This window comes from Streptomyces sp. (assembly GCF_035563135.1).
GTDB lineage: Bacteria > Actinomycetota > Actinomycetes > Streptomycetales > Streptomycetaceae > Streptomyces.
This window is the reverse complement of the sequence record NZ_DATMVN010000024.1, coordinates 1-12,822: the sequence shown is the minus strand read 5'-3', so window position 1 is coordinate 12,822 and position 12,822 is coordinate 1. Positions and strand designations below refer to the sequence as shown.

General features: G+C 71.5%; 15 protein-coding genes and 1 pseudogene. 4 read left to right on the top strand and 12 right to left on the bottom strand.

The annotated features are described in order from the left end of the window. Positions 1-96: 96 nt before the first annotated feature. Positions 97-1,056: an endonuclease/exonuclease/phosphatase family protein gene (locus tag VN520_RS01420; protein WP_325744971.1), complete on the bottom strand. Its 960-nt coding sequence runs from the start codon at positions 1,054-1,056 to the stop codon at positions 97-99. Between the two features lie 142 nt (positions 1,057-1,198). Further along, complete coding sequence (locus tag VN520_RS01415; RefSeq protein ID WP_325744970.1) at positions 1,199-1,963, bottom strand: GDSL-type esterase/lipase family protein; 765 nt, start codon at positions 1,961-1,963, stop codon at positions 1,199-1,201. Here VN520_RS01415 and VN520_RS01410 point away from each other — a divergent pair. Further along, positions 1,962-2,963 (top strand): WD40 repeat domain-containing protein, encoded by a 1,002-nt coding sequence (locus VN520_RS01410; RefSeq protein WP_325744969.1) that lies wholly within the window; start codon positions 1,962-1,964, stop codon positions 2,961-2,963. The two genes, VN520_RS01415 and VN520_RS01410, sit on opposite strands and share 2 nt — an antisense overlap. Positions 2,964-3,002: 39 nt before the next feature. On the opposite strand, the gene VN520_RS01405 is transcribed toward VN520_RS01410, so the two are convergent. Both VN520_RS01405 and VN520_RS01400 read right to left on the bottom strand, forming a co-directional pair. Further along, positions 3,003-3,404, bottom strand: a complete 402-nt coding sequence (locus VN520_RS01405; protein ID WP_325744968.1) for a PPOX class F420-dependent oxidoreductase — start codon at positions 3,402-3,404, stop codon at positions 3,003-3,005. Between the two features lie 55 nt (positions 3,405-3,459). Further along, the gene (locus tag VN520_RS01400; protein WP_325744967.1) at positions 3,460-4,233 is read right to left on the bottom strand and encodes a TetR/AcrR family transcriptional regulator; all 774 of its coding nucleotides are present in this window, start codon (positions 4,231-4,233) and stop codon (positions 3,460-3,462) included. 100 nt (positions 4,234-4,333) lie between these two features. Between VN520_RS01400 and VN520_RS01395 the strand changes: the two genes are divergently transcribed. Genes VN520_RS01395 through VN520_RS01385 form a run of 3 tightly spaced genes read left to right on the top strand, consistent with a single transcriptional unit; the run spans position 4,334 to position 6,786 of the window. Then, complete coding sequence (locus VN520_RS01395) at positions 4,334-5,329, top strand: ATP-binding cassette domain-containing protein (protein ID WP_325744966.1); 996 nt, start codon at positions 4,334-4,336, stop codon at positions 5,327-5,329. Then, positions 5,326-6,156, top strand: a complete 831-nt coding sequence (locus VN520_RS01390; protein WP_325744965.1) for an ABC transporter permease — start codon at positions 5,326-5,328, stop codon at positions 6,154-6,156. The genes VN520_RS01395 and VN520_RS01390 overlap by 4 nt, the downstream gene beginning before the upstream one ends. A gap of 21 nt (positions 6,157-6,177) precedes the next feature. Continuing rightward, complete coding sequence (locus tag VN520_RS01385; RefSeq protein WP_325744964.1) at positions 6,178-6,786, top strand: GNAT family N-acetyltransferase; 609 nt, start codon at positions 6,178-6,180, stop codon at positions 6,784-6,786. On the opposite strand, the gene VN520_RS01380 is transcribed toward VN520_RS01385, so the two are convergent. The 8 genes and pseudogenes from VN520_RS01380 to VN520_RS01345 all read right to left on the bottom strand — a co-directional run. After that, on the bottom strand, positions 6,693-7,298 hold the full coding sequence (locus VN520_RS01380) for a Uma2 family endonuclease (protein WP_325744963.1): 606 nt from the start codon (positions 7,296-7,298) through the stop codon (positions 6,693-6,695). The two genes, VN520_RS01385 and VN520_RS01380, sit on opposite strands and share 94 nt — an antisense overlap. A 150-nt stretch (positions 7,299-7,448) precedes the next feature. Then, entirely contained in the window at positions 7,449-8,567 is a 1,119-nt protein-coding gene (serC, locus tag VN520_RS01375; protein WP_325744962.1) for a phosphoserine transaminase, read from the bottom strand. 131 nt (positions 8,568-8,698) lie between these two features. Continuing rightward, positions 8,699-9,907: a cytochrome P450 gene (locus VN520_RS01370; RefSeq protein WP_325744961.1), complete on the bottom strand. Its 1,209-nt coding sequence runs from the start codon at positions 9,905-9,907 to the stop codon at positions 8,699-8,701. Beyond that, positions 9,904-11,139, bottom strand: coding sequence for a cytochrome P450 (locus VN520_RS01365; protein ID WP_325744960.1), 1,236 nt, complete (start codon positions 11,137-11,139; stop codon positions 9,904-9,906). The genes VN520_RS01370 and VN520_RS01365 overlap by 4 nt, the downstream gene beginning before the upstream one ends. Beyond that, positions 11,136-11,795 (bottom strand): GTP-binding protein, encoded by a 660-nt coding sequence (locus VN520_RS01360; RefSeq protein WP_325744959.1) that lies wholly within the window; start codon positions 11,793-11,795, stop codon positions 11,136-11,138. Before VN520_RS01360 ends, VN520_RS01365 begins: the two co-directional genes overlap by 4 nt. After that, entirely contained in the window at positions 11,776-12,147 is a 372-nt protein-coding gene (locus VN520_RS01355; RefSeq protein ID WP_325744958.1) for a DUF742 domain-containing protein, read from the bottom strand. The genes VN520_RS01360 and VN520_RS01355 overlap by 20 nt, the downstream gene beginning before the upstream one ends. Next, positions 12,144-12,584: a roadblock/LC7 domain-containing protein gene (locus tag VN520_RS01350; RefSeq protein WP_325744957.1), complete on the bottom strand. Its 441-nt coding sequence runs from the start codon at positions 12,582-12,584 to the stop codon at positions 12,144-12,146. The genes VN520_RS01355 and VN520_RS01350 overlap by 4 nt, the downstream gene beginning before the upstream one ends. Further along, positions 12,581-12,822 (bottom strand): annotated as a pseudogene (locus VN520_RS01345) (ATP-binding protein); the annotation flags it as partial. The gene VN520_RS01350 and the pseudogene VN520_RS01345, both read right to left, overlap by 4 nt.

Here is a 12,822-nt window from a genome sequence, read left to right as displayed (position 1 = left end):
GCGGGGCCCCGGGCGGGCCGGGATGGGGTGAGCGGGCCCCGGCGCGCCGGGAGGGGTCGAGCGGGCCCCCCGGGACGCCGGCGTGCCGGGACGCCGTCAGAGGCTGAGGTCCGCCGCTACGGGAAGGTGGTCGCTGCCGGTGGCGGGGAGCGCCCGGACGCGGGTGACCGTCGCCGACCGGGTGAGGACCTGGTCGATCCTGGCCACCGGGAGCTTCGCGGGCCAGCTGAACGCGAAGCCCGGCCCCGGCGGGTCCATCAGCGAGCTGACCGGTTCCAGGCCGCGGTCGTCCACCGTGCCGTTGAGGTCCCCGAGAAGGATCACCCGGTCCAGGGGCTCCGCGGCGATGGCCTCGCCCAGGAGAGCGGCGCTCTCGTCCCGCCGGCCCGAGGCGAGCCCGGTCGCCGGGGCGATCCGCACCGAGGGCAGATGGGCGACGTACACGGCGATCTCGCCCTGCGGTGTACGGGCCGTCGCCCGCAGGCCCCGGTTCCAGCCCTCCCCGGCACCCTCCGGCCTGATGTCGACCAGCCGTATGCCGGTGAGGGGGTGTTTCGACCAGAGGCCGACCGTGCCCCTCGTCGCGTGGTACGGGTGGTCCGCCGCCATGGCGGCTTCGAAGGCGGGGAGCGCCGGGGCGGTCAGCTCCTCCAGGGCGATGAGGTCGGCGTCCGTCGCGGCCAACGCCCGTGCGGTGGCCGCCGGATCGGGGTTCACGTCGCTGACGTTGTGCTGGACCACCGTGAAGGCGCCGTCCGGTGCCTGGCCGCCGGTGGACAGCAGACCTCCGAAGGAGGTGAACCAGGCGGCCACGGGCAGCAGCAGGGCGGCCGACGCCAGGAAGGAGCGGCGCAACAGCGCCGGGAGCAGCAGCACGGGCACGGCCAGACCGAGCCAGGGGAGGAAGGTCTCCAGCAGACTGCCCATGCGGCCGGGGGTGTTGGGGACCAGACCGGGCCGGACGAGCAGGGCGGCCACCAGGAGGCAGAGCAGGGCGGCCGCACGGCCCCGCTTCCAGCTCCAGCCCCTCGCCTGCCCGGCCCGCTTCTCCGCCACCCGCCCGCGCTCCCCTCCGGGCGTCCCACCGTGGGGCCCCGCACGTACGGGAACGCGGGGCTCCTCGATCCGGTTCCAGGACCTGGCCGCCGGCACGCCGCCCTGGCCGCCGTACTCGCTGCGAGCTCGGCGCTCCGGGGGATCAGGCAGTCACCAGGGCGCCCGCTCCCGCGTACGGGCCGCCCACGCCCCAGGCCTGGTGCATCGCGTCGGCGAAGGCCCCGGCCAGCTTGTGTTCCCCGGTGGGGCCGGGATGGGTGCCGTCGTAGGTGTCCGTGTGGATGTCGTAGCCCGTGGGGTGCGAGGCCAGCAGGACCGGGGACGAGGGGTTGTCCAGGTCGGCGACCGCTTTCGCGAGCAGGGTGTTGAAGCGGTCGCACTCGGCGGCGAACGGAACGTCGGACTCCGCCCGGATGTTGGGTATGACGGGGAGCAGCACCAGCTTGATCCGGGGGTTGGCGGTGCGGGCGGCGGTGATGAACGCCCGTACGTTCGCGGCCGTCTGCGTGCTGTCCGTGTAGAAGCCGAGATCTATCAGGCCGAGCGAGACCAGCAGGACGTCGGCGCGGGTCGCCGCGACTGTGTCCGCGATGACCGGGGCCATGTGGAGCCAGCCCTCGCCCCAGCCGGCCAGGTGCCGGCGCGCGGGCGCGGGGAAGGCCGCGTCGCCGTACGCGTGGGAGAGCGGGGCGTTCGCCTCGGTGTCGTACAGCTCGGTCCGCGGGCCCGTGATCGTGTAGCCGTCCTCGCCGAGGGTCGCTTCCAGGTGCTGCCACATGCGGTAGCGCCAGGTGAAGTCGCCGGAACGCCCGATGGTCATGGAGTCGCCGACGAAGAGAAAACGCATGGCGACATCATGGCTGATCTCCGCTCCGGCCTGCGACGTGACGGTGGACACTTGTGCCATGAGATCGCTGCTGACCGTCTCCGCCGCTGCCGCCCTCCTGCTGCTCACGGGGGCGGCGCCCGCCGTCGCGGACGAGGGGGACGGAGCGGACCGGACCTTCACGATCGAGAGCTCCCGGATCACCGAGTCCAGCGGACTCGCCGCCAGCCGGAACCACCCGGGGGTCTACTGGACGCACAACGACAGCGAGGACGGGCCGTACGTCTACGCCGTCGACTCCCGGACCGGGAGGACCGTGGCGACGGTCACCATGGAGGGCGTGGGGGAGCCCCGCGACGTGGAGGCGATCTCGCTCGGGCCCGACGGGAACCTGTACGTCGGTGACATCGGCGACAACCTCGACGGCTCCTGGGACCACGTCTGGATCTACCGCTTCCCCGAGCCGAAGCGGCTCGCGGACGCCACCGTGCGGGCGACGCAGTTCGACGTGACGTACGCGGACGGGGCCCGTGACGCCGAGGCGATGATGGTCCACCCCACGACGGGACGGGTGTACATCGCCTCGAAGAACGAGGGCGGCGGCGGCCTCTACGAGGGCCCGCAGAAGCTGACGGCCGGCGGGGCCAACGTCTTCCGGCGGGTGGGCGAGGTGCCGTGGGTGACGGACGGGGCGTTCTCCCCGGACGGTGAGGAGCTGGTCCTGCGCTCGTACTTCAGCGCCCGTGCGTACGCCTTCGGAAAAGGCCGGCTCGGTGCCGACCGCGCGGTGAGCGTGCCGCTCCAGGGGCAGTCCGAGTCGGTGACGTACACGGCGGACGGCTCGGCGATGATGTTCGGCTCCGAGGGGGAGCACAGCGAAGTGGTGCGCGTGGAGGTGCCGGGCCACGGCGACGGCGGGGGCGACGACAAGGCGCTCTCCCCGGACGGCGGGAGCGGCGGCGGGCCGGCCGGGGACGGCGGGGAGGACGGTGACGCGACGAAGGGCACGGCGACGGGAGGCGCGGTGGCGGTCGCCGTCATCGTGCTGGCCCTGATCGCGGTCCGGCGCAAACGCGGTTAGGGCGCGATGTCCGGGCCGCTCTGCGGCCTGCCTGCCCGCTCAGACGTCGTCGGTGACCGGCCGCAGTTCGTAGTGGAGCGTGCGGTCGCGCTTCAGCCGGTGGGTGAGCGGGACGGCCACGCCCTGGAGGGCCGGGTACTTCCGGGAGAGCGTCCGGGCCGCGTGGGTGTTCTCCTCGGAGCCCTGTTGCAGGAGCCGCGCCCAGACCTTCACGGGCGGCCCTGTCGGTGCGCCCCGCACGGTGCACGGGGTGATCTCCACCACCGGGTGGTTACGCATCCGGTCGACCTTCCAGGCCGAGGCGAACGTACGGATGTAGGCGTGGTCGCCCTCGACGGCGATGCTGACGGGGGTGCGGGCAGCTGATCCGTCCGGCCTGCGGCTGCTGAGCAGGACGGTGTACTGCTTCACGAAAGGCTCCAGCTCACGGATCGTCTCCATGTGTTCCATGGTGCATGAGGAAGGGATGATCCGGGCTTTTCGGTCTCTTGTCCCGTCATTGCTCCGCGCGCTGCCGGACCAGGGCGTCGAGGCCGTCGATGATGCGGCCGAGGCCGAACGCGAAGTGGTCGAAGCCGGATGCAAAGGCGTTCTCCGGCAGGGAGGCCATGTGCGGGTAGTCGCCGCTCAGCATGGCCCGCTCCAGATAAGGGTGTTGCCCCTCCCAGAAGGCCGCGTCGCTCAGGCCCGTCTCCCGGACCGCTTCCACGGCATGGTTCTCGGTGCGGGCGAGACCCTCGACGAAGCTGTTCACGGTGATGATCACGCCGATCAGCTCGGGCCCGGCGAGCCCCGTCCCCCGCAGCCCGGTCAGTGCCAGTTCGAGCCCGCGCAGTGCGCTCGGACCGAGGACCGTGCGCGCTTGGTTGATCTTGAGGAGCCAGGGGTGGGCGCGGAGGGTGGCCCGGTAGGTGTGGGCCATGCCCTCGACGGCCGACCGCCAGTCCTCGGGCACCTCCGAGGCGTCCGTCGTGAGGGGTTCGCCCTGGACGCGGTCGAGCATCAGGTCGAGCAGTTCGGCCTTGCCGGGGACGTAGCGGTAGAGCGTCATCGTGCCGGTGCCGAGTTCGGTGGCGAGCCGGCGCATCGAGAGGGCGTCGAGCCCCTCCGCGTCGGCGACCCCGACGGCCGTGGCGACGATCCGGTCGAGCGTCAGGCCCGGTTTGGGGCCTCGGCTGGGGCGTTCCCCGGTGCCCCAGAGGAGATCCAGGCTCCGGGCGATGTCGCCGCTCCCTGTGGTGGTGCCGCCTGCCGGTTCGCTCTTCGTCATGGCCTCAGGGTAAGCCTCCGCCGTAAAACTGGGTACGGTGTACTCGCATTCGGGTACGGTGTACTCAGTTGCAGGGGAGTCCCGAGGAGTAGGGAGTGCCATGTCCGCATCCGGATATGCCGTGCTGGCCGAGAAGGTTGTGAAGCGGTACGGGGCGAAGAAGGGGAGTGCGGAGAAACGGGCGCTCGACGGGTTCGATCTGGCCGTCCGCCCCGGGACCGTGCACGGGCTGCTCGGGCCGAACGCCGCCGGGAAGACCACCGCCGTGCGGGTGCTCGCCACCCTGCTGCGGTTCGACGGGGGCCGGGCCGAGGTCGCCGGCCTGGACGTGGCGCGCGAGCCGCAGCGCGTCCGGAGCCGGATCGGGCTCGCCGGGCAGTACGCCGCCGTGGACGAGGTGCTCACGGGCCGGCAGAACCTGGAGATGTTCGGCCGCCTCTTCCATCTGGGCGGCGGGGCGCGGCGGCGGGCCGACGAACTGCTGGAGCAGTTCGGCCTGGTGGACGCGGCGGGCGAGGGCGTCAAGGAGTACAGCGGAGGGATGCGGCGCAGGCTCGACCTGGCCGCCTCGATGATCCTCGCGCCCACCGTGCTGTTCCTGGACGAGCCGACGACCGGGCTTGACCCCCGCAGTCGCGGTGAGGTCTGGGACGCCGTACGGGCGCTGGTGTCCGGCGGCACGACGGTGCTGCTGACCACGCAGTACCTCGACGAGGCGGACAAGCTCGCCTCACACATCACCGTCGTCGACCGGGGCCGGGTCATCGCGGACGACACTCCGGACGGGCTCAAGGACCGGGTCGGCGGGGACCGGATCGAGGTGATCGCCACCGAGCCTGCCGGCCTCCCGGCGGTGGCGAAGGCCGTGGGCCGGGTGGCGGGCGGCGGGCCGGTGGTGACGGACACACCGGACCGTCGCGTGCACGCCCAGGTCACCGACCGGGTGGCCGCACTGACCGAGGTCGCGCGTGCCCTCCAGGACGAAGGGATCGCGGTGGAGGACATCGGACTGCGCAGGCCGAGCCTGGACGACGTGTTCCTGCGTTTGACAGGGCACGGGGCGGAAACCTCCACCGCGACGGAGGCCGCAGCATGACCGCGCTCGAACTGCACGCCCTCTCCGGCCGCGAGCACAGCCGCGCGTACTGGGCACTCGTCGACTGCTGGAACGTCACCCGCCGCAGCCTCACCCACTACCAGCGGCAGCCCCTCGCGATCGTCTGGCAGCTTGGCTTCCCGATCATCTCCGTGCTGCTGTACGGGTATGTGTTCGGCAGCGCGATGAAGGTACCCGGAGGTGGCGACTACCGGGAGTTCCTGATGCCCGGCATGTTCGCCACGACGATGACGATGGGCTTCATGAACACGGCGACGGCCGTGGTCACCGACGCGGGCAAGGGGGTCATCGACCGCTTCCGGTCGATGCCGATGGCCCCGTCCGCCGTCACCGCCGGCCGCGGGGCCGCGGACCTCGTGGTGGCCTGCGCCGAACTGGCGATCCTGGCGGCCACGGCACTCGCGATCGGCTGGCGGGCGGACGGCGGCCCACTGGAGGCCGTGGGGGCGTTCGGCCTGCTCCTGCTGCTCCGGTTCAGTCTGATCTGGGTGGGGGTCTGGCTGGGGCTGGTCGTCCCGAACGCGGAATCGGCGGGCGGGCTGTACGCGATCGCCTTCCCCATCACCATGATCTCCAGCGCACTGGTGGCCCCCTCACTGATGCCGGGCTGGCTGGGTACGCTCGCCGCCTGGAACCCGGTCTCCTCCACAGTCACCGCCGCGCGGCAGCTGTTCGGAAATCCGGCGGCGGGCGGAGGCACCTGGGTCGAGGAGCACGCGCTGCTGATGGCGCTGGTGTGGCCGTCGGTGATCACCCTGGTGTTCCTGCCGCTCGCGGTACGCAGATTCCAGCGGCTCAGCCGCTGACCACCGGCGTAGGCTCCGCCCATGCAGGCCGACGGGGCCCCTGAGCCCTTCTCCACCTCCCGCCTCGACGCGCTCCCGCTCGACGTCGCGCACGCGGACGAGATGGCCGTGGTCCTCTCCGACCCCGTCCTGTACGCCTGGACCGGGGGCGCGCCGGAGGACGCCGGGGCCCTGCGCGCCCGCTACGAGCGCCAGGGCGCGGGCTCGCCCGACCCCGCCGAGGTCTGGTGGAACTGGGTGCTCCGGGTCCGTGCCGAGGGGCGCCTCGCCGGCTACGTCCAGGCCACCGTGCGCGGGGCGCGGGCGGAGGTGGCCTGGGTGGTCGGAGCCCGGTGGCAGGGCAGGGGGTTCGCGAAGGAGGGGGCCGCGGGTCTGGTCCGGCACCTGCTGGACGGGGGCTCCGCCCGCACCGTCGTCGCCCACATCCATCCGGACCACGCGGCTTCCGCCGCCGTGGCGGCGGCGGCGGGGTTGTCCGTGACCGACGCGTGGGAGGACGGCGAGGTGCGGTGGATCCTGCACGCGTCCCGACGGCCTCAGCGGCGGCCCGCCTCGACCAGCTCGGCCACGTCGAGGGTCAGCTCGGCACCGATCGACGCGGGAAGCACGGCCGACTGGCCGGGGGCGTAGACCTCGTGGTTGTCGTACGAGCAGCCGGTGGGTTCCGTCAGGACATGGAGGCGGCCGTGGCGGCGGTCCAGGATCACGTACACCGGGATCTTGGCCTCGGCGTACGCGGCGACCTTGTTGCGCAGGTCGTTCCTGTAGTTGCCGGAGGTCACCTCCAGCACGAGACGGAAGCACGCAGGGTCGTAGCAGTTGTTCTCGATCAGGTGCTCGTCGAAGTCGGCGTCCACCACGGACAGGTCGGGGATCGCGTAGTCCTCGGGCCCGCCTGGCAGCCAGAGGCCGATGGCCTGGAGGACCCTGGTCCCGTCGCCGTGGAGCCCTGCGGCAAGGAACGGGATCATGAGTGCGGTCAGTGCATTGGCGTGCGGGCCGTCCGGGGGCGGGGCCACGGTGATGACGCCTCCGATGATCTCGACGCGATAACCCGGAAGCTGCCCCGTCAGGCGGTTCGCCGTGACGAGCATCGGTTCCGGCTCATCGTCACAGGGGTGCTCGACTGCTGCTGCAGACATCGCGGGCCCTCCTGGAAATGGCTGGTGTCGAGGACATCATCGTAGGGCGGGACGCCCCACTTCGTCCCGCAGGCGATTCGTCCCCCGGCCGGGTGAAGCAGGAACGGCCCCGCACACCGAGGTGCGCGGGGCCGTTCCGGACGGTGACCGTCAGAGCTTGTCGATCACGTGGTCGATGCACGCGGTGAGCGCCTGGACGTCCGCCGGGTCGATCGCCGGGAACATCGCCACGCGCAGCTGGTTGCGGCCCAGCTTGCGGTACGGCTCCGTGTCGACGATGCCGTTGGCGCGGAGCACCTTGGCGACGGCCGCCGCGTCGATGCCGTCCTCGAAGTCGATCGTGCCGATGACCTGCGAGCGCTTCGCGGGGTCGGTGACGAACGGGGTGGCGTACTTGGACTCCTCGGCCCAGCCGTACAGGGCCTGCGAGGACGCGGCCGTGCGGCCGGTCGTGAAGTCCAGGCCGCCCTGGGTGTTCATCCACTTCAGCTGCTCGTTCAGCAGGAAGAGGGTGGCCAGCGCCGGGGTGTTGTACGTCTGGTTCTTCAGGGAGTTGTCGATCGCCGTGGGCAGCGAGAAGAACTCCGGGATGTGCCGGCCCGAGGCGTGGACGCGCGCGGCACGGTCCAGGGCGGCCGGGGAGAACACACCGATCCACAGGCCGCCGTCGGAGGCGAAGGACTTCTGCGGGGCGAAGTAGTAGACGTCGGTCTCGGTGATGTCGACCGGCAGGCCGCCCGCGCCGGAGGTGGCGTCGACCAGGACGAGTGAGCCCTCGTCAGCACCCGCGACCCGCTTGACGGGGGCGGAGACACCCGTCGAGGTCTCGTTGTGGGTGAAGGCGTAGACGTCGACGCCCGCCTCGGCCCGCGGGTCCGGGTGGGTGCCCGGGTCCGAGGCGATGACGGTCGGGTCGGCCAGCCACGGGGCGAGCTTGGCGGCCTTCGCGAACTTGGACGAGAACTCGCCGAAATTCAGGTGCTGGGACTTCGACTCGATCAGACCGTGCGTCGCGACGTCCCAGAAGGCGGTGGAACCGCCGTTGCCCAGGACGACCTCGTATCCCTCGGGGAGGGAGAAGAGGCTGCGCACGCCGTCACGCACCTCGCCGACGAGGTTCTTGACCGGCGCCTGGCGGTGGGAGGTACCGAGAAGGGAGGTGCCGGTCGCGGCCAGTGCGTCGACCGCCTCCGTCCGCACCTTGGAGGGCCCGGCGCCGAAACGTCCGTCGGCGGGCTTGAGGTCAGCGGGAATCTGGATGTCAGCCACGGTCCGGAGCGTAGTCCCTCCCGGAAGCGGTCGAGGACCGTGTCCGTCGGATGAGACACCCGCTCCGGATCGTGGACGACCCGTGCGGTGGGAGAAAAGGTGCACGAGGGGCGGCGGAGGAAGGTGTGCAATCAGCCCAGATCGACCGGGAGCTCATGGAGGTCGTTCTGGGTCACGATCGGCTTGTTGCGCAGGTCGGAGGCCGGGACCGCGAGGTCCAGGCCGGGGAAGCGCTCGTACAGCGCGGGCAGTGCGATCCCCGCCTCCAGGCGGGACAGCGCGGCGCCGGGGCAGACGTGCGGACCATGGCCGAAAGCGATATGGCGGTTGGGGGAGCGGGTGATGTCGAACTCACCGGCGGTGGGCCCGTACTGCTTCTCGTCGCGGCCCAGCGCACCGAAGGAGACGATCAGGGCCTCGCCCTTGGGCAGGACCTTGTCACCGACCTCGATGTCCTCGGTGGCGAAGCGGATCAGGACGTGCGAGGTGGGGGTGTTCCAGCGCAGGGTCTCCTCGATCACGTTCTCCCACGGCACCTCCCCGCTCAGCACGCGCTCACGCTGCTCGGGGTGGGTCTGGAGCGCCTCGACGACATTGACGACGAGGCTGATCGTCGTCTCGTGACCGGCCGCGATGATCAGCTGGAGCGTGTTGACGATCTCCTCGTTCGTGAGGTGGTCGCCGTCCTCGGAGGCCGCGATCAGGGCGCTGGTGAGGTCGTCGCCCGGGTTCGCCCGCTTGTCGTCGACGATCTTCGTGAAGAGGGCGCCGAGGTCCGCCATCATCTGCGGGACCTCCTGGGGCGGTGTCTGTGTCGAGAAGAACTTCTCGAACAGCTCCTTGAGCCGGGGGTGGTCGGCCGCGTCCACACCCATCAGTTCGCTGATGACGTTCATCGGCAGCGGATAGGCGAACTCCGCCTTCAGATCGACCGGTTCGCCCTTGGGCAGCGCCGCGAGCCGGTCCAGGGAGGCGTTCGTCAGCGCCTCGATGCCGGCCCTCAGCCGCTCCACCCGCTTCACCGTCAGTGCCTGCGCGACCATGCCGCGCAGCCTGCGGTGCTCGGCGCCGTCCACCGTCAGCATGGAGCGGCCCGGGTTGACGAGACCGATCAGCGGCCAGTCCTGCGGGATCTCGCCGCGCTGCCAGGCGTTCCAGACACCGATGTCCTTGACCACGCGGCTGTCGGTGAGCAGCTGCCGGGCCTCGGCGTGATGCGTCACCGCGTAGCAGTGCACCCCGCCCGGCAGCTCCACCTCGGCCAGCGGCCCGGCGGCACGCAGCGCGGCGCTCTCGCCGTCGAGGTCGGCTACGAGGGGATCGAGGGCGATCCGGGTCATTTCTGGCCTCCGTGTGCAGGGGTGGGTGTGAAGCGCACCGGCAGGTCCGTCAGCCCGCTCAGCCACGGAGAGGGACGCCGGGTCAGCTGGTCCGCGGGGACGGCGAGGTCCACGTCCGGGAGGCGGTCCAGGAGCACCTCGATCCCCGTACGGGCGATGACCTCCGCGGTCTCCTGGGCGGGGAAGGGGCAGCGGTGCTCACCGTGGCCGAAGGAGAGGAACGCGTTGTTGCCGCCGGTCAGCGCGGAGCCGTCGGTGCGTACCTGCGGGTCGCTGTTGGCGGCGGCGATACCGAGGAGCAGCATGTCGCCGGCGCGGATGTGACGGCCGCCGAGGTGGGTGTCGCGGGACGCCCAGCGGCCGGCCACGTTCTGGGTGGGGGTGTCCTCCCAGAGCACCTCGTTCATGGCCTCGCCGACGCTGTGCCGGCCACCGGACAGCGACGCGGCGAAGCGGTCGTCGGTGAGCATCAGCCGCAGCGAGTTGCCCATCCAGTCGGCGGTCGGCTGGTGGCCCGCGGCCATCATCACCATGAGGTCCTGGGCGACCTCCTCGTCGGTGAAGCCGCCCGGGTCCTGGAGCATCCGGGTCGCGACGTCCTCGCCGGGTTCGGCGTGCTTGTCGGCGAGGAGCCGGGCCATGGCCGAGCCCAGGTGCTGCTGGCCGGCCAGGGCCCGCTCCCGGCCGTCGATCATGTCGTTGAGCGCACCCACCAGGGGCGCCCCGACCTCGTCGCTGAAGCCGTAGATCTTCGCGAGGACGCGTGCCGGGAGCAGCATCGCGTACTCGGCGATGATGTCGGTGCGCCCGACGGAGCAGAAGCGGTCGATGAGGTCGTCGGCGAACTCCTCCGCGTACCCCTTGAGCGCGAACGGGTCGACGGACTCCAGGGCGTTGCTGATCATCTCCGCGCGGACGGTGTGCCGCTCACCGACCGTGTAGAGGACCGACGGCTGCTTGCGGCCGATCATCGGCAGCAGCGGCCAGCCCTCCGGGATGTTGTCCCACTGGTTCCACAGGTCGGAGTCCCGGCTGAAGAGCACCGGGTCGTTGGCGACCTGGTGCAGCTCGCGGTAGCCGAGGATCAGCCAGGCGGGTATGTCGCCGTCGAGTACGGCGGGGGCCACCGCACCGTGGTCACGGCGCATGTCGCGGTGCAGCTGCACGAGGTCGGTCCCGGTCCTGGGTGCGGACAGGGACACGGCGCCGTGGGGCACGGGGCACTGGCTCACGGTGTGGGCTCCGGGGTCATGGCCGCTGCCGGGGCGGGGCCGGTGGCCAGGGCGGGGCCGGAAGCCTTCGCACGGGCGACGGACAGTGCGTGGAGGTGCTCGACCAGCGTGATCAGGACGTACTTGCTGGAGGAACGGTCCCGGGCGTCGCACTCCACGAGCGGGACGTCGGGGGAGAGGTCGAGGGCCTCGCGGATCTGCTGCTCGGTGTGGAGCGGTCCGCCGAAGTCGTTGCACGCGACGATGAACGGCGTGCCGTGGTGCTCCAGCCGGTCGATCGCGTACCAGGAGTCGGCGAGCCGCCGGGTGTCGACGAGGACGACGGCGCCCAGGGTGCCGGAGAAGAGGCGGTCCCACAGGAACCAGAAGCGTTCCTGTCCGGGCGCGCCGAAGAGGTAGAGGACCGAACGCGCGTCGAGCGTGATGCGGCCGAAGTCGAAGGCGACCGTGGTGGACGTCTTGGAGTGCACGCCGTCGAGGTCGTCGACGGCTTCGCCCGCGCGGGTCATGGTCTCCTCCGTGTTGAGCGGGCGGATCTCGCTCACGGATCGGACCATGGTGGTCTTGCCGACCCCGAAGCCGCCGACGACGACGATCTTCAGTCCGTTGTCGGCCGTCGCCTGCAGGGCGGCACGGTCAGAGGTTGCGGAGTCCAACGAGTACCTGTTCCAGGGTGTCGGTGTCGGGGAGCCGGTCCTCGACACGGGCAGTACGGGGGTGGCGAGCGCTGATCCGGCCGGTGTCGAGCAGGTCGCACAGCATGATGCGGACGATGCTGACCGGCAGTTTCAGGGTGGCCGAGATCTCCACGACCGCGGTGGGGCTGTCGCACATCCGCAGGATCGCGACGTGCTCCGACTGCATCCCGGGGCTCGGGTCGCACTCGGCGACGACGAGTGTCACCAGGTCGAACGCGGCCGAGTCGGACCGGCTGCGGCCACCCGTGAGGGTGTACAGCCGGTCCGGGTCGTCGTCGCGTCCGGGGCGGGGGCGCGGGACGGACGTCATACGTCCGCGGATTCCGCGACCGGGGCCGTCTCACCGGCGGGGTCACGCGGCGGGGCGACGAGGTGTTCGCCGAGCTGCTCGACGAGTTCGCTCATGTTGTGGCCGACGAGGCCGACGTCGGAGTCCTCCGCGGCGACGACCGCGAGATGGGCGCCCGCACCCGCCTCGACGATGAACAGCACCCCGCCGTAGAACTCGGTCATCGCGGACCGTACGCCGCCGGTGCCGTCACCGAACTCGATGGACGCGCCGTGCGACAGGCTCTGGATGCCGGCGGCGATCGCGGCCAGCTGGTCGGCCTGGTCGACGGAGAGTTCGGGGGTGCGGCACAGCTTCAGGCCGTCCCGGGACAGGACGAGGGCGTGCCGGGCGCCGGGCGTGCGGTCGAGCAGCCCCTCCAGCAGCCAGTTGAGCTTCTCGTCGGTGGTCGCGCTCATCGGGTGTTGCCTTCCGGGTGCGGGGAATTGGCTCGTACCGCCTGGCTGAAGGTGCTGAAGCGGGCAGCCTGGACCTTCGGGTCGGTGGTACGGGGCCGGGGGGAATCGGCTCCGCCGGGGGCGGCATTGCCGGTACGGGCTTCGGCGGCGGCCAGGGTGCGGCCGCGGCGGCGCTTGGGCAGACCGCTCTCGCCGAACTGGGGGACGGAGCCGGTGGACTCGGACGCGGACTCCGGCT